This is a genomic window from Chryseobacterium sp. BGARF1 (assembly GCF_001677955.1).
Lineage (GTDB): Bacteria > Bacteroidota > Bacteroidia > Flavobacteriales > Weeksellaceae > Chryseobacterium.
In genome coordinates this window covers 50,722-76,677 of the sequence record NZ_LELA01000080.1, presented here as the reverse complement: position 1 = coordinate 76,677, position 25,956 = coordinate 50,722, and the positions used below count along the sequence as shown (strand labels likewise).

The following is a 25,956-nucleotide window of genomic DNA, read 5'->3' as shown; positions in this document are numbered from 1 at the left end:
TAAGTTAATATATAATTAAGCTCCAAAGACCCTTGTCCATGGAAATGCGAATGCAAATAAACCTACTGCGATCAACCCCATGATCACGATTCCTAAAGAAATGGTGTCATTAGATTTTACTTTTCTATTGATGATGGTCATCAAAACGGCAGCAATAAGCATTGAAAATGGATGTTCTACATACTGAAATCTTAAGTCAGCGTTTTTCATTACAGCTCCCATATCCAATCCTTTAGTAAAGTTCATAATCAGCATAACGATCCCGATTGTAAACTGAACGTGGAAGAAGATCATAGTAAATAAAGTAACTTTCTTCAGTAACTTGTTTACTTTCCCGCTATATCCGAACATTACGGTTAATAAAGCGACGATGAATAGTGCTGTTAATCCAAGTTCCAAATAGGCAAATCCTTTATGAGCACTCAGTAAAATTTTGTAAAAATCCATACTTCTATTTTTTCTATTTTTAAAGTATACAAATATAAAAAAATCCCAGCGATAAAGCTGGGATTTGATATGTAATAAAACTGAATTTATTAGAAGTTGAAAGATAAATTGGCAGCCCAAGTTCTTCCGAATCCGAAGAATACTCTGTTTGAAGTATCAATTCCTTTATAGAAATTCGCTGGATTGTTGATGTAAGTATTATACAATGCCTGTGCTTGCGCATCTGTATTTGTTTGAGTTTTGAAGTCTCCAACATTTTTAACAAAATTATTTGTTGCTCCATCAGCGATATAAGTAGTATCAAACAAGTTATACACGTTTACTCCTACTGTAAAGTATTGAGCGGTGTTTTTCATTCTAATTTTATATGATGCACCAATATCAAACAAGTTGAAATCTGGCAACTGAAGAGAACCTCTCTCTTGATTAGCTACCGTAGTGAATGTTGCTGCATCGATAGAAGAATATAACTCTCCAACATACCTCCAAGTACCATAAATATTAAGGTCTCTTACCGGTCTTACTGTAGCACCTAAAGATGCGGTAACTTGTGGAATACTGTTGCTGCTGCTTCCTCCTACTTTTACACCATCTAAATAAAGTGTATTAGTAGTTTTTGTACCTACTACTGCAACTGGATTGTTGTTATCATCAAAATTTGTTCCTGTAGCATTTCCTTTGTATTGGTAGTCTCCATAAGATAACATCCCTTGGAATTCTAAGAAATGGAATGGCTTATAAACCGCATCTACTTCTACACCCATGTGAAGTTGAGTAATTCCACTGATTTCAGAATATCCATTAACTGTACTAACTCCTGTTGGAGTTGTAGAATCTGCAACGTCAAATACTTGTCCTGATCTTCTTAACCATCTGTCTTTCCATTCAGTTCTGTATAAGTTAACATTAGCTGTTAATTTAGGAGATCTGAAACCGTACCCAATTTCTGCAGAGAAAATTTTCTCATTCGTTAAACTTGGGTTTAAGACCTGTAAATTACTTGGATAAACAGAGTTCATAAAAGGCTGTTTGCTGTAATAACCAATATTTGCGAATACATTATGGTAATCGTTAATATTGTAATTAGCACCACCTTTTACATTATATCCCAATAAATCTTTAAATCCTGTTTTAGTATTAACTGCTTGACCTTGTTGAATAGTAACACCATCTTTCACAAAGTTATCAATCCTTTGATAAGATTGGTTTGAAACTGATCCTTGTAAGAATGCAGATAATTTATCTTTAGTATATTCTACCTGAGCAAAACCACTGTACCAAAGAACTTCTCCATCATTACTATAGCCTACCTGATCAGATATAGGAGCCGTTTTTCCCCCGAAAGGATTCCAAGAAAGCTTTTTGTAATCATATGCATTTGTAACATTATATGGAGCTACATTTGCATTAAGAGTTTCTTTATAAGAATTAGCGTTATATAAATCTGAAACTACTTGATAATGATAGCCATAATAGTATCTGTTATCAGTCCCAACTGAAAAGCTTAAATTATCATTAACTTTGTGTTGAAAATTTGCTAAAATTCCGTACCAGTTATGAGAGTTTACACTTGCTCTCCTTACAATACCATCTCTAACTGTTGAAACTTTTCCTGTTACAGGATCCGTAACTTGGTAAGGAGCTCCAGCGTTTAAACCATTATTTAAAGCAAAAATTTGATCATAATTAAAAGTCCCATCAGTTCCTCTGTATGAATTAATATTTGATGTTGTAGGGTTTCCGCTACTATTAAACTTTCCTGTCCAATAACTTCCTAAATCTCCAGTTCCACCACCTCTACCGTTAGACATATATAAAACGGTACTTAGTTTAGACTTTTCATTCATCGTCCAGTCCCAGTTTACCATCATAACTGGTTTTGCATAATAGTTTGATCTGTTTGCAATAGCATATCTGTCGCCATTAGCTCCAGTTTTATATCCAAAATCAGAATTATACTGTCTGTATGGTGTATTGTCGTTATCAGGATTAAATCTAATATAATTAGCAATAGTTGGAGCGAACGTTCTCTGATCGTGCCATTGTGGAGAAGACGTTAAAGTAAACTGGAAGTTATGTTTTTTGTTTGGCTCCCATCCTAATGCAAAATAATAAGCATAAGATTCAAAGTCAGTATTGTCAATATAAGTTCCTCCGCTCGTTCTACTTGTTAAGAATGATGTAGACCATCCGTTCTCACTTTTCCCTGTATTATATGCAAATGATGTTTTTAAATAATCATCATTACCTACTCCTAAACGTACTACACCTCCCTTCTTCATGTCTGCTGTACGAGTAATAAAGTTCATGGTACCTCCTACAGAAGCAATTCCTAGTTTAGAAGAACCTAAACCTCTCTGAACTTGCATAAAGCTTGTTACGTCAGCAAGACCAGTCCAGTTTGAGAAATAAACAGATCCACCTTCCATGTCATTTACCGGCATACCGTTTACCATTACAGCAATGTTTCTTGATTCGAAACCTCTCATGGTAATACCTCCGTCTCCAAAACCACCTCCTGATTTTGTAGCGTATACAGATGGCGTTGTGTTTAAAATCTCAGTAAGCTCCTGATTTCCTAATCTTTCGACAATTTGCGCTGCTTTTATAGTAGATGCAGCAACTGGTGTTTTTCTATCTTTTGCGATATCGGTTACACCTTGTAAAATAACTTCCTCAATGTCTTTAGACTTGGTTTTTACCGAGTCTTGAGTTTCTTGTGCGTAATAAACACTTGCCGTAGAAAGCGTGATTAACACAGTTAGCATCGATTTGTTGATTAATTTCATAATCGTAAGTAATAGTTAGAATTAAATTTTATGCAAAATTCGACAAATAAAAATTAACTATTATTAACTTAATGTTAATTTTTAACGATTCTTAACAAAGGTTAATTCACTGATTTTCAAAGCAAAATACAAAAATCGAATTATGAGGTGAAAAAAATCATATTATTTAATTTTTAACAAAATACCTTTGTTTTTATTAAAAATATAATGTTTTACATAACAGCTTTTAAACTTAAATCGATATTATTAGCAGAATGAGTAAGCGCCCCTACAGAGATAAAAGTAACTCCTGTGGTAGCAATATCTTTTAACTGATCTCTTGTAATTCCGCCGGAAGCTTCGCTTTCACAAGAGCCATTAATAAGCTTAACTGCTTTTTTCATTGTAGCAACATCCATATTATCGAGCATAATTCTATCAACCTTAGCATTGATTGCCTCCTGTACTTCTTCAAGGTTTCTGGTTTCTACTTCGATCTTCAATTTTTTCTTTGACTTTTTTACATAGTCTTTTGCCATTTTTACGGCATTGGTAATACTTCCGTTATAATCAATATGATTGTCTTTCAACATAATCATATCATACAAACCGTATCTATGATTGGTTCCGCCACCGATGGCAACTGCCCATTTCTCGCAAACTCTGAAGTTAGGAGTCGTTTTTCGGGTGTCTAAAAGTTTTGTTTTCGTACCAATCAGTCTAGAATCCCAATCGTGAGTTAATGTTGCAATTCCGCTCATTCTCTGCATACAATTGAGAACTAATCTTTCCGTTGAGAGAATTGATCTTGCGCTACCAGTCACAATGAAGGCGATATCTCCAGATTTTGCAACCTCTCCATCTTTAATATAATTTTCAACAATCAAGTTTTTATCGAAAGTTTTAAAAATAATTTCAGCCAGCTCAACGCCAGCCAAAATGCAGTTTTCTTTCACCAAAAGTTTTGCACTCTGCTGAAGGTCTTTAGGAATTGTAGACAATGTAGAGTGATCCCCATCCTGAATGTCTTCTTCTAAAGCATTTTTTATGAATTGTTTTAAAACTTTATCTGTAGCGTAGCTTGGTCTATTCATTATTCTATTTTTTTTAATTCTTTTTCAACATCTTCTATTGATGGAAGATGTGATCTTAAATTTTCGGGTAATATTTTTTTAAGCTCATAAGAAGAAATCCCTAAAGGCTTATGTAGGTCGGTAAGCGAATATTCTGCAATAATTTCATTTTTATCTTTACAGATAATCATCCCAACGGTAGCATTGTCATTTTCGTCCCGCATCTGCTTGTCGACCGCTGTGACGTAGAAGTTGAGTTTTCCTACAAATTCAGATTCGAAATGTCCGGTTTTCAATTCTATTACAACATATCTTTTCAGTTTGATGTGATAAAAAAGCAAATCTATAAAAAATGACTGATTGCCTACTGATATTTCAACTTGCTTACCTACAAAAGCAAATCCACTTCCAAGCTCAATTAAAAATTTAGAAATATTTTCAGTTAAAGCATTTTCTAGCTCTCTTTCTTTATAGCTCTCTGTGACATTAATGAAATCAAAAATATAGGGATCTTTGAGAGTTTCACGAATTAAATCACTTTCATAATCAGGGAGCGTTTTGGAAAAATTGGTGATTGCCTTTCCTTGCGTATCTATAAGTTTTCCTGAAATCATATTGAGCAAAATAGCTCTACTCCAACCATTTTCTATAGTTTTTTCAATATAAAAATGAGCTTCTTTCGGGTCTTTGCATTTTGTTATTAATGTGACGTGATGCCCCCACGGAATAAGAAAGATCTGACCACTCAATTCGTCAACAAGTTGTTGACGATTTTCATCTTTCTGATTATAAAACAAGTAGAATCTTTTACAGTATTTTAAATTGCTCTCAGAAAACCCTTTTATTTCGGGGAATTCTGAGCGCAAATCTTTGCTTAATTGCGAAAAGAAACCTGAGCCATAGCTATTTTCAAAATTTCTTTCAGAAATCTCTTTTCCCAAATCCCAATACATTTCTATCAGAGCAGAATTCACCTGAATTGCCGCTTTGATTTGGCTTTGCTGAATTTTTTGTTTTAAATCTAAAATCCAACTAATGTATTGTTCATTGCTTTTTTCCAGCATTATTGCTTGATTTTTATGCTTGAATTAAATCTTTATTGTAAAATGCACCTTTATTTTGCGTCATTTCCATTGATTGGATGATGATGAGATGCGCAACCGTAGTAAGATTTCTCAGTTCTGAAAGTTGAGGCGAGAGAATAGAATAATGATAAATTTCGTCAACTGCAGCAGCAATTTCGGCATGTTTCTGCAATGCCATTTTTAGTCTGCTATTGCTTCTCACAATCCCAACCAGGTTGCTCATCATTTCTTGCAGCTGCTTTCGGAGATAAGAAACAATGACCATTTCGTCAATAATTTTCATTCCTTCTTCATTCCATTCTGGAACTGCTTTTAAATCATCAAAATTAAAATTATTCTCTTTTAACAATTCTACGGTTTTCATCGCTGCATTATGACCAAAAACCAAACCTTCCAATAAAGAGTTTGAAGCTAATCTGTTAGCTCCGTGAAGTCCGGAGTTGGTACATTCTCCAACAGCGAATAAATTATTTAATGAAGATTGTCCGTCTTTATCAACATCAATTCCACCCATCAGATAATGACAGGCCGGAACTACCGGAATAAGCTGCACGAAAGGGTCTACCCCTTCGCTTTTACATTTTTTATAAATATTAGGAAAATGTTCTAAAAACCTTTCCTGATTCATTTCACGACAATCAAGGCCAACATATTCGTCACCTGTGATTTTCATTTCGGCGTCAATTGCTCTTGCAACGATGTCCCTAGAAGCCAATTCTTCCCTTTCATCATATTTATGCATAAACTTTTCCCCTTTTTTGGTTCTCAGTTTTGCACCATCACCACGAACAGCTTCAGAAATTAGAAATAACATCCCATCAAGTTTGCTGTACAAAGCGGTCGGATGGAACTGATAATATTGCATATTGCTTACTTTTCCTTTTGCACGGGCAACGAAAGCAATCCCGTCTCCTGTTGCAATGGTAGGATTTGTAGTGTTTTTATAAACATGACCAGCTCCGCCTGTTGCAACTAATGTGATCTTCGAAGTGATCTTTTTTATTGATCTTGATTTTTCGTCTAAAATATAGGCTCCGTAGCAATTGATCTCGCCTTCATTTAATTCTTTTCCCGGAACATGATGCTGCGTAATGATATCGATTACGTAATGATGATCGAGTATTTCTATATTTGGGCTGTTTTTAACCGTTTGAAGCAAAGCTCTTTCAATTTCAAAACCGGTAATATCTTTGTGATGTACAATTCTATTTTCGGTATGACCGCCTTCTCTTCCTAAAGCAAATTCGCCATTTTTCTTATCAAAATTGGCGCCCCATTCTACAATTTCATTAAATCTTGCGGGAGCTTCTCTTACGACCATTTCTACAACATCACGTTTGTTTTCGCCATCGCCGGCTCTCATGGTGTCTTCGATGTGCTTTTCGAAATTATCATTTTTAGAATCAGTAACCACCGCCAAACCACCCTGAGCATATTTGGTATTGCTCTCATCTTCATCTGATTTTGTTACAATGATTATTTTGGCATCGGGAAACTGTTCTGAAACTTTTATGGCATAAGATAATCCGGAAATTCCGGAACCAATCACTAATACATCCGCTTTTATCATATTCTTGCTTTAAGACGACCGTCTATCTAAATAATTAAATAAATTTAAACAATTTTTCGCTTGGCTTTCTCACTTTTTTCATATGCTGAAACTGATCTTCTCCTGATCTGTACCCCAAAGCTAAAGTAACTGTCACTTTTTCTTTTTCAGAATCTATATTCAAAACTTCTTCAATGATATCTTGTCTGAAACCTTCCATAGGGCAAGTGTCTATATTTTCAATCGCTGCAGCATACATTAAATTGGCTAAAACGATATAAGACTGTTTTTCTGCCCAAATTAAAATATCATCATGCTCCTGTCTTCCAAAATGGCCTGTAATGCTGTTTCTGAATAAGTCTAAACTTTCCACAGGTTGATCACGCACTTCAGAGATGTGTCTGAAATATCCATCGAGATAAGTTTCTTCAATATTTTTTTTAGAAACTAAAATAATGAGATGCGAACATGTAGAAATTTGTGAAGGGTTGTAAAAAGCTGGTATCAACTTTTCCTTCATTTCCTGACTCTCTACTACGAATATTTTATAAGGCTGAAGTCCCAGCGAACTTGCCGCAAGTTTTCCAGACTCAAGGATACTGAGAAGGGTTTCTTGCGGAATAATCATTTCGGGGTTGAATTTTTTCACAGAATATCTTCTGCTTAAAGCTTCCAAATAATTCATAACAACAAATTTAAGAATTGATGCCGAATAAAGCCTGTTTTAAATAAAATATCTATTTGTAAATTTTCTAAATAAAAAAACCTGCCTCAATGAAGAGACAGGTTCTTTATAAATCTAAATAAATCAGCGAATTACTGACCTTTAATTTTGAAATCATCAATTTCCCACGTTGCCGCTTCGGAAGATGTTGACGTATATTTAAATGCAATTCTTACATTTTTGCCTAAGAATGCTGATAAATCTACATTTCCTGAACTTACCCAGTCACCAAATCCACTATTATTTGTATCTAATAATGCTGGTAAAGCTACCCAAGTAGTTGTTGTAGGATCTCCTGTATAGTTTTCTGTAGCGTAAACCCGAAGAGCAGGTCCAGGAAAATTTACATCAGATGTAAAACTTACTGCTGCTTTGGTTTTTCCTACTAAACTTACTGCTTTAGAAATCAGCCAGTCTTCGTTAACATTATTTCCAGAAGCAAAACCATTCATTATCGCATAATAATTGGTTCCGTTACCTTGGTTTGAAGTTTTCCAAAACTGGTTAGGTCCTGTCACATTTACTGCAGTCCAATCTGTACTGAAACCTCCTGCTGCAAAATCATCTTTATATAATACTGGAAGCGGAACATAAACTGAGCCATCACATCTTGGATTAATAAATTTAATATCTGTAAGCTGAGGAATCCAAAGCTGGTAACTATCATTAAAAATGCTTACAACTGCATAAATATCACCTTTACCTCCGGCTACATCAATAGCACTGGCCGCTTTTATTCCAAAAATAGCACGTCCACTCGTTCTCAAGGTTACTTTATTCCCTGAACAATCTTCTAACGTTCTGTTAGATGCCGCTGTTCCATCAGCATATGTTCTTCCTAGATCACTATTTATAAACTGAAGATCTTTAATTTTAATCCATCTTCCTACGTCTGCTTTTGTAAGTTGAGTAATTGTTCTTTCCGTAGGAACAACCGCTCTTGCTAAAGCATTGCTATCAAATAGATATTTATAAATCTCTTCGTCTTTAATTCTGTAAGCAACAGCAGAAGAAGAATCATTAGACCCTAACTGAAGTTCTCCGTTTACATTTCTAATGTATAAACCTTTCAGTTTAACATTTAGATCTTTTCCTAGTTTAAATCTTTTTTCAAAATATAGATTTGCTCTGTTGATATTGATTTTAATACCTCCAGTAGCATCTTCTAAGTAAAGGTACTTGAACAAGTTTCCAGTAGCGTCATCCGCAATAATTTGCGCTTTAAGATAGAAATCACCGGTAATTTGAACAAGCCCGTTTGGCGCCAAATTCCCTGCTAATTGTTTAACATCAGCAACTGTTTTAGCTGTTAATCCATCTGCACTGAAGTTACATGGATTTGCAGTTTTACCATCAACACGTGGGAAGTGATGATCAACACCATCCGCACCTACACCTTTCATATCAAGATCTGTAAGCTTATTGATATACAATTGATAAATAGAATTAAATCTACTCAAAATTCCGACAAACTTACCTTGTCCCGCAGGAACAATTTGGTTTGCAAAGGATGCATAACCACTGTTTCTTACAATTGCCGTTGATGCATACTTTTGAGTTGCACTAATCCAACCCTGACCAATCGTTCTATCAACAGTTTCTCCGTTCGGAGCAAAGTTGGTACATAAAGCTCTTTCGTCAAATTCTACATTATCAAGTTGTACCAAACATCCTACAAGAGCGTCATTTGCAGCGAACTGAGCCATTGTTAAAACTTTAGGTTTAATATTCGCTCTAATATTACAATCTCTGAAAATGTGGTTTGGAACTTCTTTTTCCAATATTCTCGTTCCGGCAGGAGTGATTTGGCCTAATTGTTTTACACTACCATACGCTGTAACAGCAAGACCTTTCAGATCAATATATACTTTATATCCTTGTGGAAATCTCGTATATGTGCTTACCATATCCACGCTTATCGTTAAACCTTCTGTAGGGTTTTCCGGATCATCCTGAATATATATCGTTTTATAGATATTCCCAGATTCGTCTGTAGAAGACACATATCCTTCAACATAAGCATTCTCTGTAATTACTTCATTTAAAGTCTTCAACTTCAAATCATGCAAAGTCCATTTTACATATTTGTTTTCAGCCTTTGTATAATAATCAGCAGTTCTACACTGGTAATTCTCAAGATTGGGTTCATCATATTTGTCGTCATGCACACAGCCTGTAATAATTAGGACTGTAATGAGAGCAAAAATATAGGAGAAAATTAAATTAAATTTTTTCATAATAGTCAATAGTTTAGAATCTTAAATAAACATTAGTAAAGAATGTTCTTCCTCTGTCGTACCAAAGTTTTGGACCGAAATAAGGTGTCCCTCTGTTGTTTTCTTCCAGAGCTTGAGGGAAGTTTGCAAGCCTTCCTTGCTCAAAACCTCCGGTAACGTAATCTCTATTATTTAAAATATTATTTACCGAAACACTGATCCCCATTCTGTATTTTCCGAATTGGAAAGATTTACCCGCATTAGCATTCAACATAAACTGGTCATCGAATTTCTTCTGTGCAGTAAGTTGCTGGATAAGCTCAGGAGTAACACCATCATACAATACATCAGATGTTCCAGGAATAGTATAAAGAGTTGCTGTCTTATTAAGCGCAGAGAAATCTAAATACTGATCCATTAAATAATTAGCGGAAGCACCCACCCACCAATATTTCGGTGAATTATACTTTAATCCAAAAGAGAATGCTTTTTGAGGAGTTCCGGCAACTTTATAATCTTTGATATTTGCTTTTCCATAGCTTCTGAATCCGATTTGGTCATCAAATGAATATACCTGAGGAGTGTTTGTAAATTTATATTCACCTACACTTGCAACACCGGTTGCGTTTAATGTAGGTGTAATTTTAACATCAAATCCTAATTCAGCACCCATATATCTCTTATCAGCACCACTCATCGCTTCGTTGATCAACGTATTATACGCTCCTGAATTTGTAGATGATGATGATGCCGCATAATACCTTGAAATTTCTGTTGAATTACTAATTGTTGTATAATAACCTGATAACCTTAATTTTAAAACTTGTCCTCTCATGATGTAGCTCAAATCGTTTGAATTAACTATTTGATTTTTTACACCTGGAGTTACAAAATCGACAACTCTTGGGTTAATATAAATCTCGTTAAACGTTGGTGCTAAACTAAAGAAAGCCCCGTTGTAAACGATAAAGTTTTTACCATTGATTTTGTAAGTGATTTTACCTTTGATTCCGGCATCTAAAGCATCATAAATAGCACTTTTACCTTTAGAATTATTTGCAAATTCAGCAATTCCACTTCTGTAATCACCATTTCTGTAAGCTTCAGAGTATGAAGAGAAAATAGATGCTACAATATTAAATTTGTTGAAATCAATCTCTGTAGAAACGTTTAAAGTATAATGATTTTTATGAAGTTGATAAGAATACTGCGTTCTGTCTCCTTCTTTTACTTTATAGTTTTCATCATCAATATTATAACGTGCATCATTATTAAAAGGATTAAGATTATTAGCATAATTAGCACCTAATAGATCCTTAACTCTTCTAAAATTATCCGAATTTAAATTTTGAAAATTAAAATTGATATTCAACTTCCAGTTTTCCTTTAATCTTGTATCAAAGTGAGACGCCCAGTTGAACGTTTTATCTTTATTTACATCTTCAACTAAACTATATGAAGCTCCTTTTACTGAACCATCCATATTGGTAAGGTTCAAACGATTAGTATTATATAAATAATTCCAATCGATTTGCGACTGCGCTCTAAATTCGTCAGCTGTTAAAAGACCGTAACTTGGTAATTTTCTGTAATAAGTAGGGTTTGGATCTGCTGCGTGGAACCAGTCTAGTCTGCTTCTAGCATCGCTTCCGATCTGGTAAGAAACTGTATTGATCCAGTTTGAATTTTTACCTATTTTCAAATAATCAGTAAGCATGAACATCGGTTCGAACACTTTTCTGATTCTTGAGTTTCTCTTTTCACCATCTTGCCATCCCCAGTATGAGTTGTAATCTTTACCCATGATGTCATAAACCTCCTGAGTGTTTGGTGAGTTTGAAGCTCTGTAAGTAGGAGATCCAAAACCGGTGAAGTTAATAGAGTGTCTTTCACTGAATTTTTTCTCAACTGATGCGAAATAAGCATAAGCATCCTGGTAAACTCCATCGATGATTGCATTATCACCCCATCTTCTACTTCCAGAGAATGTAAATGCCCATCCACTTTTGCTCATTCCTGAAGAATAAGTTGCCATTGCTCTGTGCAAATAACTTCTGTTTGTGAATGAATAAGCTAAAGATGTTTGTTTTCTGTAAGAAGAAGCTCTAGTATTATAATATGCAACACCACCCAAGTTACCAAAAGCATATTCTGACGGCGTAATATTATCTACATTTTCATAAGGATATCTTGTAACATCATTCAAACCACCCCAGTTGTTGAAGTCGATTCTTCCGTCATCGTTTTTAGACATCGAAACTCCATTGAACATCACATCTTCAAAACGGTTATCTACCCCTCTTGGTCTGAACCAATAAGCACCTAGCTCAAAAGCAGAAACATTTTGAAAAGCATCTCTACCTGAACTCAAAAGACCTACTGTTGGTTGCATTGAAGAACCTCCATCTTCAGTATCAGTTGCAGAATCATCAATCACAACAACCCCAGCATCTGTTCCCAAACTGTTGTTTAGTACAATGACACCTAAGTCTTTTCTTTTCTCATCAGCAGTTACATCAAACTCTAAAATTTTAGATTCAAAATTTGGCTTCGTAACGGTAATAAGATAATGTCCCGGCTTTAAATCTACAAACTGGAAGTAACCGATTTTGTCTGCAGTTACGTCATCAACAGATTGTTCAAGATCAACCTCTGCTCTCTCTACCGGCTTACCATCCTGACCTTTAACATACGCATAAACAGTAGTTTGAGCATAGTAATAAGATGCAGGTAATAGTGTAAACAAAGAGATTAGGGATAGTTTTTTAATCATAATAAACTTATTTTTTTCACCTTCTTTATTTAAGGGGCAACAAATTTAGGATTATTTTCATAAACAAAAACATTTTTACTACTTCATTCTATTAATTATTCTTAACACTCAATAATACTCTCAATAAAAAGCCCTTATTATGATTTAATTCAAAAATACTTCTTAAGATTAATTTAATATCTAAATGATTTTAAAAGTTGTAATTTTAGCCCCTCAATTTTTTGAATTTTTTAAAAACATGAAAAAATATCTTATCCTTTTTGCGGTATTGTGTTTTAATTTTGGTTTTTCTCAGCAAAAACAAGTTAAAAGAGCAACCGTAGCTTTCCTGAATGTAGAAAATCTTTGGGACACCATTGCATCCGCAGATTATATTGATGGAACTCTTCCTTTTTCTAATCCTAAATTTCACAGAAGTGTACCAATCGATTCTCTAAAGTTTTTGGAAACTACTGAAGACTACAAAGGAGAATGGAGCAATGAACTTTTAGTAGGAAAAAAAGTAATTCGTCATCAAATCTTAGCGACTGACTTCACGGCAAACAGCCCAAAAAGATGGGGAACGAAATACTATAACCAAAAATTAGCCAACGAAGCAAAAGTAATTTCTGAACTTGGAAGACAGTACACCAACGATAACCCGGCAATTTGTGGTTTAATTGAAGTAGAAAACAGACAGGTAATTGAAGACCTTATTAAGCAACCCGTTTTAGCTAAAAGTAATTATGGAATTGTACACTACAACTCGTATGATGCAAGAGGTATTGACATCGCTATTATTTATCAGAAAAGCAGATTTATAGTTCAAAATTCTTACACTAAAGAAATAAAAGTCTACAACGAAGACGGAAGAAGACAATACACAAGAGATGTTCTTGTAGCAGTAGGACTTTTGGATGGTGAAAAAATTGCGGTTTTCATGAATCACTGGCCTTCAAGAAGCGGTGGTGAAGCAGCTTCACAACCTAGAAGGAACGCAGCTGCTGCCGTTTTGAAAGGTGAAATGGATAAATTATCTGCAGAATACCCTGGAATCAAGTTAATTTCAATGGGAGATTATAATGATGACCCGGTAAGTCCGAGTTTGAAAAAACATCTTGGCGCAGTAGAAAAGCCAGAAGACTTATCTGACAAAACTCCTTATTATAATTTAATGTACAAATTATATAAAGCTGGAGTTGCTTCTTTGGCCTACAGAGACGCTCCGAACTTATTCGATCAAATTATTATTTCTCAGAATTTATATTCAAAAGAAAAATTGACTCCTGGTTACAGTGTTTTTAAAGCAGAAATCTATGCTCCGTCTTATTTAGTGAATAAAGAAGGGCAATGGAAAGGCTATCCGCTTCGTTCTTGGGATGGTGACCGATTCACCGGTGGTTACAGCGACCACTTCCCAGCTGTATCAGTTCTTCAGAAAGAATACATCAAAAAATAAAACAAAGGCACTCTATTTGGAGTGCTTTTTTTTGTGTAAATTACTCATTATGAAAAATTTAATCATCATATTATTTACAGTTCTTATTCCATTACATTCATTTGCACAGAGTAATCCTAAAAACGAAAAGGAAGATTCTGCAATGAAACCATCAAAAAATGATGATGGAGAATGGGATTTGATTGTAATCGACACTCAGTTTGATTATTTTATGAATGCTATTGCAAAACCAATGAATCAGTACACTGAAGCTAATTTGAAAAGCAGAAATACCATTTTGGTCAACGAGTGGAATTCCTATTTTATGTCAGGAAGATATCGTAATATCATTGAATCTTCCATCGACTACGACCCAAGAGAACAATACGGAATTAAATTTGAGTATAAACTATATCAGGTTTTCGCTTATGTTAATTGGAAATACAAACTGAGAATGAATGGGTTGAGCGCAAGCGACACATTCAGATAACAAAAAAAGGTTCAGAAAATTCTGAACCTTTTTTATTTTTAAAGTAACTAAAGATTATTTGTTGAATAATTCTTCTACTTTATCCCAGTTTACAACATCGAAGAACGCAGATACATAATCAGGTCTTCTGTTTTGGTAGTTTAAGTAATAAGCGTGTTCCCAAACATCCAATCCTAAAACTGGAGTTCCTTTTGCATCAGCAACCGGCATTAATGGATTATCTTGGTTTGGAGTAGAAGTTACAGAAACAGATCCGTCTTCATTTTTTACTAACCAAGCCCATCCTGAACCAAATCTTGTTTTAGCAGCTTCAGAAAAATCATTTTTGAATTTTTCAAGACCACCATAATTTTCGATAGCAGCTTTTACGCTTCCTACAGGCTCTTTACTTCCTCCTGGAGTTAAGATTTCCCAGAAAAGAGAGTGATTGAAGTGACCACCACCGTTATTTCTTACAGCTGGTTTTTCAACACCTGTTCTGCAAATTTCTTCGATAGTTAATCCGTCAAGATCAGTTCCTTCGATTGCTTTATTTAAGTTATCAACATACGCTTGGTGATGTTTTGAATGGTGGATTTCCATTGTTTTTGCATCAATTGTTGGCTCTAAAGCTTCGTAAGCATATCCTAATTTTGGTAATTCAAATGACATAAGTTTATTTTTAATGTTATGATTCAAAGTTAGCCAATATTCAAGCCAATATCAAAGATTGTATATTATTTTAATAAATCTTTAACATTGATAATAACAAAAAGATAGCTAAATGTTTATAAAACCATTATTTTTTTAAATTTGTCGTTATGAAGAAAATTTATACAATCTCCACATTATTTTTATTATTGATAAGCTGTAACAATGACGGTATTTCTAAAGATGAATATGCTCTACTTAATGAATCTGTCAATGAAATTCTAAAACCATACGGAATGACTCATCTTTCACAAGATGAAATGAACGAAATTGCCGCTAATAACGGAATTGATTTAAATCGAACAATGAGTGAGAAAGATGCAAAAATAATTGAAGATGCCATTGCAATGAGAAGAAAATTTGAATTTGCAATTTCCGACAGTATCGAAAGTTCTTCTACGAGCAGCAATGTGTATCATTCTCTTTTAGAATTAGACAGTATTGTTCCGGCAAAAGAAAATTTAAAGGCAACAAGTTTAGATTTAACTAAAATAAAATTCCCTGAAAATTACGAAAAGGTAGAAAAGCCAAGCGAAAATGGTGAATTTCTTGGCAAAATTACTTTAAGCCGACCCATCATCGATAAATCGGGTGAGAAGGCAATTATCTATTATCAGAAATGTAAGAACATTACAGGTAACGATTGTATACCAAGATTTATCCGCTTTCGAAAAATTCATAACGAATGGGTTAAAAGAAGTTAATAAAAAAAGCAGTCAAAAATTTGACTGCTTTTATATTTTTAAAGTAAATACTTTATTATCTGTTCATCGACATCAAGAACTCTTCATTATTTAAAGTTCCTCTGATGTTTTTGCTGACAAATTCCATTGCTTCGATAGGATTCATTTCTGAAAGATACTTTCTGAAAATCCACATTCTTTGTGAAGTTACCTCGTCAAGCAACAAATCATCTCTTCTTGTACTTGAAGAGATCAAATCGATGGCCGGATAAATTCTTCTGTTGGCAATTTTTCTGTCTAATTGAAGCTCCATGTTTCCGGTACCTTTGAATTCTTCAAAAATAACTTCATCCATTTTAGAACCTGTATCAATTAAAGCGGTTGCAACTATGGTTAGCGACCCTCCGTTTTCAATTTTTCTTGCAGCTCCGAAGAATCTTTTTGGCTTATGAAGTGCATTTGCATCTACACCACCAGAAAGTACTTTTCCAGAAGCAGGAGTTACAGTATTATAAGCTCTTGCCAACCTTGTAATTGAATCTAAAAGAATCACCACATCATGACCGCACTCTACCATTCTCTGAGCTTTCGCTAAAACTAAGTTAGCTACTTTTACGTGTTTATCTGCAGCTTCATCAAATGTAGAAGCAATTACTTCTGCATTCACACTTCTTTCCATATCGGTAACTTCTTCAGGACGTTCGTCTATTAAAAGTACCATCATATAAACTTCTGGGTGATTGGCTGCGATAGAATTAGCAATATCTTTCAGCAACATTGTTTTACCGGTTTTCGGCTGAGCAACAATCATTGCTCTCTGCCCTTTTCCGATTGGTGCAAATAAATCTACAATTCTTGTTGACATCGTAGAATTATCTCCTGAAAGATTAAATTTCTCTTCAGGGAATAACGGTGTAAGATATTCAAAAGCAACACGGTCTTTAATATATGCTAAATCGCGACCGTTTACCTCAGTTGGCTTTAGTAATGAGAAATATTTTTCGCCTTCTTTCGGAAGTCTTACAATTCCTCTTACGGTATCTCCGGTTTTTAAACCAAAATTTCTAATCTGTGCAGTCGAAACATACACGTCATCCGGTGAAGAAATATAAGAAAAATCTGATGAACGTAAAAATCCGTAGTTATCTGGTAAAATTTCTAAAACCCCTTCAATGCTAACCATTCCGTCGAAGCTGAACTCTTTTTTCTGTTCGTGCTGCTCCTCGTGTCTCTCAGGTCTTTCGGCATGTTGCTGTCTGTTCTGATTAGGATTTTGGTTTTGATTAGGGTTGTTTTGATTAGAATTCTGATTTTGGTTATTGTTCTGATTTCTATTATGAGAATTTCCACTGTTTTGCTGTGGATGGTTTTGACCTTTTTGATTTTGTTGTGACTGACCTTGTTGTGGTCTTTTAGGTCTCTCCTCTTTTGCCTGTGCAGGTGCACTTGGCTGAGAATCTATATTTAAAGGAAGTTCTATCGTTCCCTGCGCTTCAATTTCACTATTTCCTGCAGGAGGTAAAACTCTTTTTCTTTTTTGTCTGTTGTTAGGAGAAGCTGGTTTTTCTTCTGGAGCACTTTCTGTAACTTCTGCTTTCACTTCTTCAGCAGGAGCTTCTTCTACTTTGATTGCCTCTGGTTCTTTGATAACTTCCGGTGCTTTTGCAGGTGGAGTTTCTTTTGGCTCCGTTGCTGTTTCTACTTTGGGTTTTACAGCTTTTTTGGGAGCAGCTTTTTTAGGAGCTGGTTTTACCACCTTTTCCACTGGCTGTTCCTCTGTAACAGCAGTTGGTGTTTCTGTGGTATTGAAGTAATCTTTTGTAACTTTAGGGTTGGAAGCCTGAAAATCTAGAATAGCAAAAATTTTATCATTTTCATTGCTGGTTCTTGCAACCTTAACGCCCAAATCTTTTAAGATTTTAGTCAATTCCGTTACAGATTTTGACCTTAACGTTTCTATGTTAAACATATTTATGTAAAAATGTAATTAGTTGTGAGTAAGAAAAGTAAGTCGGGTGACTTTTGTTTTCAAGTACATTGTATGTTGCAAATCTACACTTATTTTTGAATTGTGCAAAATTTATGTTATTTTTGCTTCTGAATTTAAAATTCTATGTTACAGAGGATACAGACTATTTGGATTTTGCTCTCGGTTTTAGCCGCCGCTTTCCTATATATTACAGGACAGGATGTAGATGTTTTCGGAAAAACTCCGATTATAAGCATTGCATCAGTTGTTTTAGTTTTGCTAGGAGCATTGAGTTTGTTCAGTTTTAAAAACAGAAAAAGACAAATCTTGCTGAATAACATCAGTATTATAATAAACGCTTTGTTGATTGGTGTATTGGTGTACTGGATGCAAAACTTATCCGGAGGAATAGATTTTCCTGAGAAGGGTATTGAGCCGGTTTTTCCATCGATTGCGATAATTTGTTTGTTTTTGGCAAACCTATTTATCAAAAAAGATGAGAGGCTCGTAAAATCTGTAGACAGACTGCGATAACCTTACAACGATTTTTTGAGTGAGAACAGCTTCCTTTTGGGAGCTGTTTTTTTTATTTTCCCACAGATTTACACAACCATTCAGTTTTTTTAAAAACATCAAGATTTTATATTTGGATAATCATTCTTCAAACCTTGTAGGTTTTAAAAACCAATAAGGTTTAGGTAGTAAATTATTAATTTAATCATCATAAAACCTGTGGAGAGTAAATAAATTAAGAAGACTTGCAACATTTCATATAAAATTACGACAGATTCGATTATAATTAAACTAATCAATCTACCTATGAAAAAACTAACCTATCTTTTTCTTTCACTTTTTTCTGTTTCGGCTTTTGCACAGGATGTTTCTGAAGAGAGAGTAAAAACCGTCATTTCAACACTTGCTTCAGACGAAATGAAAGGCCGTGAAATCGGAACACCTGAAAACGATAAAGCAGCAGAATATATCGCTCAGCTTTTTAAAGAAAACAATTTGGAATATTGTACCGGAAAATCTTATCTCGTTCCTTTTGACTATAAAGGAAAAACAGCTTACAATGTATGTGGAATTAAAAAAGGAAAATCTGAAAAGTTTTTAGGATTCTCTGGACATTTTGATCATATCGGAGTAAGCAATAAATCCGGAGACAATATTTACAATGGTGCAGATGACGACGCAAGCGGAATTACAACTTTGGTAGGCATTGCTGATTATTTTAAAAATAAAAAACCTGACTTCTCAATGGTTTTCATGGCTTTTAATGGGGAAGAAAAAGGAATGCTGGGTTCAATTGCTATTTCTGAGGATAAAAATTTAGACCCTATTTACAATAATCTTTCAGCATTATTTAATTTTGAAATGGTGGCAACAGAAGCTGAATTTGGTAAAAATACAGTATTCATTACCGGTGACGAGTTTTCTGATTTGGATGAATTGTTTAATAAAAACGCCGTGAATGGTTTGAAAATTCATCCCGATCCTTATGCGAAGCAACAATTGTTTTACAGATCAGACAATGTAAGTTTTGTAAAAAAGAAAATTATTGCCCATTCTATTTCTACTGCAGACATGAGTAAAATCACCCATTATCATCAGGCAAATGACGATATGAGCATTGTAAATTCTGAAAACATGACGCAGATTATCAATAACTTTGCAAAAACTTTGGAGAAATTAAGCCCTAAAAATTTCAACCCGAAGTATAATGATAAAGTAAATTTCAATTAAAAACGTCTTATCATTATATTTTAATTAATTTTGCTTTCCAATTTTATTGAATGAACGAATATAAAAAAATACTCAAATTTGCACGTCCGCATCAGAAATACATTTACGGGAGTTTATTCTTCAACCTTCTCTATTCTTTATTTCAGATTGCTTCTTTAGGAACCATATTGCCCGTTCTGGGAATGCTTTTTGGTACCATCAAACGTGAAAACTTCAAATCTGCTCCTGTATATTCCGGAGAGCTTGTAGATTTATTTTCTTACTTAAAGACCTATTCTAATTATTATATACAGACTTTAGTTAATGATTATGGTACACTGAATGTTTTGGCCTGGCTTTGCATCATCACGGCATTCATGTTTTTACTGAGAAATATTTTCAGATACTTGGGATCCTTCCTTTTAATTAACTATCGTGTTGGTGTTACCAAAGACCTTCGAGGTGAGATGTACCGTAAGGTTTTATCCTTACCTGTTTCATTCTTTACAGAAAGCAGAAAAGGAGATATGATGTCTCGTATGTCAAATGACGTTGGTGAAGTAGAAGGAAACATTTTAGGAAGTTTGGTTGAATTAATCAATGCTCCGTTTATGTTAATCAGTACCTTAATCAGTCTTTTTTGGTTAAGCTCGGAACTTACACTTTTCTCGCTTTTGGTTTTACCGGTAATGGGAACTATGATTGCACTCATCGGAAAAAGTCTTAAAAAAGATTCTCATGAAGCGCAAAACGAAATGGGAACTATTTTCTCTATCGTTGATGAAACATTAAAATCATCAAAAGTGATTAAGATTTTCAGCGCTGAGAAAATTATGGACAACCGTTTTATGGGCTCCATGCAGAAATGGATCAACAGCTCAATCAGATTGGGTAGAAAAAAAGAATTAGCTTCTCCGATAAGCGAATTTTTAGGTTCTGTTACTTTCTTAATCATTGCTTGGTATGGTGGTAAACAAATTATTGTAGACCAAAGTATTGCTCCCGAAGACTTTTTGGTATTTTTAGGAATGTTCTTTCAGATTTTACCTCCTGTAAAAAGTTTATCAGCTTCTATTTCTAATGTTCAGAAAGGAGAAGCTTCTTTGCACAGAGTGTTGGAAATTTTGGAAGCCGATATAAAAATAGAGGAAATTGCAGAACCTGTTTCTATTTCTACTTTAGATAAACACATCGAGTTTAAAAATATTGGTTTTTACTACGATAAATCTAATTTAATTCTAAAAAATTTCAACCTTACAATTCCTAAAGGAAAAACTGTTGCCTTGGTTGGTCAAAGTGGAAGCGGTAAAACTACAATTGCCAATCTTTTAGCACGTTTTTATGATGTTTCTGAAGGACAAATCTTAATTGACGATACCGATATCAAGCATTTAAAAATCAGTGAATACAGAAAACTTTTAGGAATGGTTACTCAAGAATCTGTATTGTTTAACGACACCGTTTACAACAATATTTTGATGGGTAAACCTGAAGCTACAAGAGATGAAGTAATTGCTGCTGCAAAAATCGCCAACGCAGATTCATTTATTTCTCAGCTTCCGAATGGTTATGACACCAATATCGGTGACGACGGAGGAAAACTTTCGGGTGGACAGAAGCAAAGAGTTTCTATCGCAAGAGCTGTTCTGAAAAACCCACCGATTATGATTTTGGATGAAGCAACTTCTGCTTTAGATACAGAATCTGAAAAATTTGTACAAGATGCCCTTGAAAAAATGATGGAAAACAGAACTTCACTCGTTATCGCTCACCGACTTTCTACCATCCAAAAAGCCGACTGGATTGTGGTGATGGAAAAAGGTGAAATTATGGAGCAAGGAAGCCACCAAGAATTAATGGCAAAAAGAGGCACCTACCACAAATTGGTAGAACTTCAGAATTTTGACTAAACTATTTTAAATCTAATTTAAAATGAATCCTATACAAGAGTACTTCTACAGAATCGACGAGCCTGCAAGAAGTACTCTTTTGTTTTTACGGAAAAAAATCTTAGAATCTGACCCCGAAAACATTACAGAAACTCTGAGTTTCGGACTGCCTTTTTTTAAGTTTAAAAAGAAAATGCTCTGCTACCTTTATTACAGCAAAAAGCATAAAAAACATTACATCAGCTTTTATCATGGTGACCGATTAGACCATCCATTACTCATTAGTGAAGGCAGAAAGAAGTTTAAAATCCTTTTAATTGATGAAAATGAGGATTTGCCTGTGGAATTGATTTTAAGCTTAATTATGGAAGTAAAAAAACATATTAAGTTTTAATTCTTTAAATCTAACAATCCATAGTAATTAATTGCTTTTTGTTTCAAAGGGTTCGTACTCCATTCTTCCCATTCTCCGGTGTACGGATCATAACCACATTTTAGAGGTTTGGATATATCTAAACCCTCTTTATTCTCATGATTCTTTTCTGTATAAGCCCTGCAATCGGTACATATATATCTAAACTCGCAATCTTTACAAACCTCTACTTTATCTTTAGTAAGATTCCAGTATTTTTTAAAGTCTTTATGATTTAATGCTTTTTCTAATGTTTTATCTTTTATATTACCAAAACTTTGAGGCATTGAAGGGCAGTTTTTAATATTGCCATTTACATCAATTCCTATTTTTTTGTAAAGACAGGAATTATGATACTGGGATTCGATATGAAAATTATTATTTAAAATGAAATTTTTCATTGAAATGCATCCGCAACTAGAGGGTATTATAATTTTGTTTCTAATAATATCTAGTTGAATGGAACCAAAACATGATGAAGAAAGATTATCTGCTGAGTGCAGTATTATATTGAGAAATTTGTTGGATAAATTAGCTGTATATTTTATAAAATCAATAACATTTTCATCAAACTTTATAATGAATGATATTTCATGTAATTCAGAATCATTTAAAAGGTTAATTTTAGATAATATACCTAATACATCACTAGTTTTTACTTGATCAAGAATCCTTATTTGAAGATATTTTATTCTTAAATATTGTATCTGTTCAATAATATTATCATCCAAATCTTTTTTACTTTGTAAATCTAAAATTAAATATTCAATATTAGTAGGATTACTCTTAAGATCTGGTTCGTTTTGAAAACTTAATAATTCTTTCTTAGTATTGATTTTGAATCCAAGTTTATTGGATATGATAAAATCAATATATTCATCTAAAGTTGATACATCGTCACCATCCAATTGTTTTTTTAAAAACGAATAATTTTGTTTTTCATTATGAAGCAAACTAAACAGACCCTTTGGTATAAAACTTAAAAATCCTGAATTAGTATCAAAAATAATTGCATTTTTTACTCCTTCAGTGATTTTCACGGAACTAAATAATTTAATAAATATCATTAATATAATAGTGAATAATGTTTTGTTGAACGAAAAATTCTAGTATTTTGAGTTTTTAGATTTTTATTTGCAGAATATTTTACCACACTTCCACTTCCACATTTGCTCCATTCTTGTAGAGTAAAAACACTACCGATTAATTGTAATTTTTCTTTCATAATAGGTCTGCAATGTATTTTTCTATTTGATAATTTCCGTAATGGCTTACTGGATGAAACTGTCCTAATGGATTTATTTCTAAAAAATAGAAATTTTTATCATTTTTCAGCATATCTATTGTCCCGCATTTTAATCTTAAAATTTTAGCTAACTTTCTAATCTTCATATTAATATCTTTAGGTAATTTTAAGGGAAGATATTTTTTGTCTCCCTCTCTTGTACTTCTTCCATCTATATTATCTGAAAATTCAAATGTAGCAATTGCCCAAATTGTTTTTTCAAAAAAGAATGCTCGCACCTCATAGATCTTATTTATCTTATTTTGAATTAATGAGGGAATAATATTTTCATTCTTAGTATTTAAATATTTTAGATTAATTTCCTTAGTATAATTCAAGTATAATTCATTTTCATAGAAAATAGGGTTTACTTCAGAAATAGATTTTGTAATGTAGTTTTCAGATGCATTAAGAATTGACACATCCATTAATTGAGAAATAACATAAGTATCTGGAATTTTGAAACCTAACGTTTGGGCTACGTGTAATACTTCGAGTTTATTTACTTCTTTATTAATAATGTTTCCATATATTTTTGCTCCAGATTTTTCTAAATAATAATAAATAAAATGCGTTAATGATTTAAGTTCTGAATTAAAAAATTCTTTTAAATGAGAATCAATTTCTGCTTTAAAACCATTATACATCAAAGATCCATTTCTGTAAAAAACAGATTGAAAACCTTTTAAATCATATCTCAGTCCATTGATATCTATTTTAAAAAGGTCTGCTTTAAAATCAAATACAACAGCAGTAATAAGTTGGTTTTCGCTTAGTCTTACAAATTTTTTATTTAAAAAAGATAACCATGCACAGATAGCATCGGTCATTGTATCATCATCTGCGCTTATAATAAGAATCATTTAATTTTAATAAAATGTTTTTTTAAATTTTCTTTATCTGTATCTTTTGTAAAATTCATTCCTACAATCTGTGCTTGTGGAAACTGGTAATCTTTATTATTTAGATTAAAAATTTTTTTTTTAAGATTGTCATCTAAGCTACACATACCAAGATTTTTTCTTCTTTTATCAATCTCCATCACTAACTTTCCACCCTTTTCTTCTCTCTTTTCTGGGAGAAACCATACATGTACATAGCAGCAGTCTTCATTTTCTAAAGATTTTTCTATATTATCATGCGGCCTCTTAGGATCTCCAGGATTGTTCACAAAAGCCATTATATCAAAATGTTTACTAGAATAATTATTCGTATTATTATTTAAATCGAGCAAAAAACCAGCATTATCAGGTGTTATTTTCCCAAGATTAAGCGCTTTTACAATATCCTCAGAAAAATTTACAACTTGTGGTTTTTTTATATTATTAGCTGCTTGATGCCAAACAATAAGATAAAAGTTCTGAAAAAAATTTTTATCAGCCGATTTTAAACCTAGATTATATTCATTTGGAAATCCTTTTGTTTGTATAAGCTTTAAAAGCTGAGTACTCACAATACTGTCATTTTTATTTATTTCTTTTTGATATTTTGCATAATCTCCACCGGAAATTTTTCTGTAGTGCTGGTCAATAATAAATAGAGAATCGAGTGTTTTTCTGTATGCAATATCAAAAGATGTCTTGCATTTAATTTCCTTAGTTTTTTTCAAATCCGGAAAATTATGAGCTTCAAAATTTTCGTCAAAAGGATATTCAAGGCACTTTAAAGATCGATATTGAGAAAAAGCATGATTTTTATCTTTAATCTTTAAAGAGACAATCATACTATTATAAAGATCTTTTCCCAGAGGTTGTTCATTATTTAAAAATGCTTTCTTATAAAGAATACTTGCACTATCAAGCTCATTATTTATAATTTTATTTTCAGCCATATTAATGGTCTCATAATAAGCAATAATCTTTTTATTTGTAAGCCCAAACGTTTGGGAACTTACTGAAATGCAACTGAATAAAAATAAAAATCTGAAGAATATTTTCATTTAATTATCAATTAATAAAGAGAAGTATTGATGATAATACTTCTCTTACTTTGTTAAACTTTCCCTTTTTAATTTGGTGCTTGAGATATTACTTTCTCTCCATGATATATATATTCACCATTACTTACTCTAGTATCACTAGTATACTCTGTAGTTGTGCACCAACCTGTAGTCGGCCAGTCTTGTATTGTTGTTTGCCCTCCTGCAGTTGCTGTAACATCTCCCCCACCAGGAAGCTTCCCTCCAAAAATTTCAGAAAGTTTTTTGTTTTCTAGCTTGAGATTTTCAAGTTTTTCTAAATTTTTCATAAATAGTTTTTAAAAATTATGTACCACTATTGGCATTATCAAAACTAAAAAATAATTCATTCGTAATAATTAAAAAATCATGTCATTTTATTGTAATTTAATTGCAAAATATGTAAATGTTTTGCATATTTGCAAACACCAAAATCACAAAATGGTACAGGAAAAATTAAAAACTCTTAGAAAACAAAGAGGTCTCTCACAGGAAAAAATGTCAAAAATACTATCTACAGATCCATCTAATTACTCTAGAAAGGAACGTGGTGAAATAGGAATTCATGAAGAAGAGTGGCAAAAGCTAGCAGATGCTTTGAATGTTCCACTTGAGGAAATTAAGGAGGAGAAATTATCTGGTAGTGTTGACAATGATAATTCTGGAAATTATTACAGTCAATACTTTAATATTCCAAATTCTATTGTAGAAAACCTTCAGGATTATATTTCTTTACTAAAAAAAGAAGTTGAACATCTAAAAAAAGAAAATAAAAACCTAAAATCTCAAAGCAAATAATTTAACAAT

At 33.3% G+C, this 25,956-nt stretch carries 22 protein-coding genes; 8 read left to right on the top strand and 14 right to left on the bottom strand.

Going from position 1 to position 25,956, the window contains the following annotated elements; translation table 11 throughout:
• Positions 1–15: 15 nt before the first annotated feature.
• The 8 genes from AB671_RS15200 to AB671_RS15165 all read right to left on the bottom strand — a co-directional run bounded on the left by AB671_RS15200 (position 16) and on the right by AB671_RS15165 (position 12,608).
• Positions 16–447 carry a hypothetical protein gene (locus AB671_RS15200; protein ID WP_066676515.1) on the bottom strand — a complete coding sequence of 144 codons (432 nt, stop codon included), beginning with the start codon at positions 445–447 and terminating at the stop codon, positions 16–18.
• Positions 448–536: 89 nt separating this feature from the next.
• Positions 537–3,236 carry a TonB-dependent receptor gene (locus AB671_RS15195; protein ID WP_066676514.1) on the bottom strand — a complete coding sequence of 900 codons (2,700 nt, stop codon included), beginning with the start codon at positions 3,234–3,236 and terminating at the stop codon, positions 537–539.
• Positions 3,237–3,448: 212 nt separating this feature from the next.
• The gene (gene nadC / locus AB671_RS15190) at positions 3,449–4,309 is read right to left on the bottom strand and encodes a carboxylating nicotinate-nucleotide diphosphorylase (protein WP_066676512.1); all 861 of its coding nucleotides are present in this window, start codon (positions 4,307–4,309) and stop codon (positions 3,449–3,451) included.
• Positions 4,309–5,352 carry a YhcG family protein gene (locus tag AB671_RS15185; protein WP_066676511.1) on the bottom strand — a complete coding sequence of 348 codons (1,044 nt, stop codon included), beginning with the start codon at positions 5,350–5,352 and terminating at the stop codon, positions 4,309–4,311. The genes nadC and AB671_RS15185 overlap by 1 nt, the downstream gene beginning before the upstream one ends.
• A gap of 13 nt (positions 5,353–5,365) precedes the next feature.
• Positions 5,366–6,943 carry an L-aspartate oxidase gene (gene nadB, locus AB671_RS15180; protein ID WP_066676510.1) on the bottom strand — a complete coding sequence of 526 codons (1,578 nt, stop codon included), beginning with the start codon at positions 6,941–6,943 and terminating at the stop codon, positions 5,366–5,368.
• A gap of 34 nt (positions 6,944–6,977) precedes the next feature.
• Positions 6,978–7,607 carry an NAD(P)H-dependent oxidoreductase gene (locus AB671_RS15175; protein ID WP_066676505.1) on the bottom strand — a complete coding sequence of 210 codons (630 nt, stop codon included), beginning with the start codon at positions 7,605–7,607 and terminating at the stop codon, positions 6,978–6,980.
• 131 nt (positions 7,608–7,738) lie between these two features.
• Entirely contained in the window at positions 7,739–9,883 is a 2,145-nt protein-coding gene (locus AB671_RS15170) for a DUF5689 domain-containing protein (protein ID WP_066676503.1), read from the bottom strand.
• A gap of 13 nt (positions 9,884–9,896) precedes the next feature.
• Positions 9,897–12,608, bottom strand: a complete 2,712-nt coding sequence (locus AB671_RS15165) for a carboxypeptidase-like regulatory domain-containing protein (RefSeq protein WP_228391045.1) — start codon at positions 12,606–12,608, stop codon at positions 9,897–9,899.
• A 265-nt stretch (positions 12,609–12,873) separates the two neighbouring features.
• Between AB671_RS15165 and AB671_RS15160 the strand changes: the two genes are divergently transcribed.
• The gene (locus AB671_RS15160; protein WP_066676576.1) at positions 12,874–14,073 is read left to right on the top strand and encodes an endonuclease; all 1,200 of its coding nucleotides are present in this window, start codon (positions 12,874–12,876) and stop codon (positions 14,071–14,073) included.
• Positions 14,074–14,122: 49 nt separating this feature from the next.
• Positions 14,123–14,542, top strand: a complete 420-nt coding sequence (locus tag AB671_RS15155) for a DUF6146 family protein (protein ID WP_066676499.1) — start codon at positions 14,123–14,125, stop codon at positions 14,540–14,542.
• Between the two features lie 54 nt (positions 14,543–14,596).
• Here AB671_RS15155 and AB671_RS15150 read toward each other — a convergent pair whose 3' ends face one another.
• A complete protein-coding gene (locus AB671_RS15150; RefSeq protein ID WP_066676498.1) occupies positions 14,597–15,193 on the bottom strand; it encodes a superoxide dismutase in 597 nt (198 codons plus the stop codon).
• A 149-nt stretch (positions 15,194–15,342) separates the two neighbouring features.
• Here AB671_RS15150 and AB671_RS15145 point away from each other — a divergent pair, with 149 nt between their 5' ends.
• Entirely contained in the window at positions 15,343–15,936 is a 594-nt protein-coding gene (locus tag AB671_RS15145) for a hypothetical protein (protein WP_066676497.1), read from the top strand.
• 55 nt (positions 15,937–15,991) lie between these two features.
• On the opposite strand, the gene rho is transcribed toward AB671_RS15145, so the two are convergent.
• The gene (gene rho, locus AB671_RS15140) at positions 15,992–17,884 is read right to left on the bottom strand and encodes a transcription termination factor Rho (protein ID WP_066676496.1); all 1,893 of its coding nucleotides are present in this window, start codon (positions 17,882–17,884) and stop codon (positions 15,992–15,994) included.
• Between the two features lie 144 nt (positions 17,885–18,028).
• Here rho and AB671_RS15135 point away from each other — a divergent pair, with 144 nt between their 5' ends.
• From AB671_RS15135 to AB671_RS15120, 4 genes are all read left to right on the top strand, one after another.
• Positions 18,029–18,418: a DUF4293 family protein gene (locus tag AB671_RS15135; protein ID WP_066676494.1), complete on the top strand. Its 390-nt coding sequence runs from the start codon at positions 18,029–18,031 to the stop codon at positions 18,416–18,418.
• A 285-nt stretch (positions 18,419–18,703) separates the two neighbouring features.
• A complete protein-coding gene (locus AB671_RS15130) occupies positions 18,704–19,627 on the top strand; it encodes a M28 family peptidase (protein WP_066676492.1) in 924 nt (307 codons plus the stop codon).
• 50 nt (positions 19,628–19,677) lie between these two features.
• Entirely contained in the window at positions 19,678–21,516 is a 1,839-nt protein-coding gene (locus AB671_RS15125) for an ABC transporter ATP-binding protein (protein WP_066676490.1), read from the top strand.
• 22 nt (positions 21,517–21,538) lie between these two features.
• The gene (locus AB671_RS15120; protein ID WP_066676489.1) at positions 21,539–21,889 is read left to right on the top strand and encodes a DUF1801 domain-containing protein; all 351 of its coding nucleotides are present in this window, start codon (positions 21,539–21,541) and stop codon (positions 21,887–21,889) included.
• Here AB671_RS15120 and gwsS read toward each other — a convergent pair.
• The 4 genes from gwsS to AB671_RS15100 all read right to left on the bottom strand — a co-directional run bounded on the left by gwsS (position 21,886) and on the right by AB671_RS15100 (position 25,439).
• Positions 21,886–22,974 (bottom strand): grasp-with-spasm system SPASM domain peptide maturase, encoded by a 1,089-nt coding sequence (gene gwsS, locus AB671_RS15115; RefSeq protein WP_066676486.1) that lies wholly within the window; start codon positions 22,972–22,974, stop codon positions 21,886–21,888. The two genes, AB671_RS15120 and gwsS, sit on opposite strands and share 4 nt — an antisense overlap.
• 154 nt (positions 22,975–23,128) lie before the next feature.
• Positions 23,129–24,055: a hypothetical protein gene (locus AB671_RS15110; protein ID WP_066676484.1), complete on the bottom strand. Its 927-nt coding sequence runs from the start codon at positions 24,053–24,055 to the stop codon at positions 23,129–23,131.
• Positions 24,052–25,131: a hypothetical protein gene (locus tag AB671_RS15105; RefSeq protein ID WP_066764825.1), complete on the bottom strand. Its 1,080-nt coding sequence runs from the start codon at positions 25,129–25,131 to the stop codon at positions 24,052–24,054. The genes AB671_RS15110 and AB671_RS15105 overlap by 4 nt, the downstream gene beginning before the upstream one ends.
• Positions 25,132–25,199: 68 nt before the next feature.
• Positions 25,200–25,439: a hypothetical protein gene (locus AB671_RS15100; protein ID WP_066676480.1), complete on the bottom strand. Its 240-nt coding sequence runs from the start codon at positions 25,437–25,439 to the stop codon at positions 25,200–25,202.
• A gap of 151 nt (positions 25,440–25,590) precedes the next feature.
• On the opposite strand from AB671_RS15100, the gene AB671_RS15095 reads away from it, so the two are divergent.
• Positions 25,591–25,947 carry a helix-turn-helix domain-containing protein gene (locus AB671_RS15095; protein ID WP_066676478.1) on the top strand — a complete coding sequence of 119 codons (357 nt, stop codon included), beginning with the start codon at positions 25,591–25,593 and terminating at the stop codon, positions 25,945–25,947.
• The last annotated feature ends 9 nt before the right edge of the window (positions 25,948–25,956 follow it).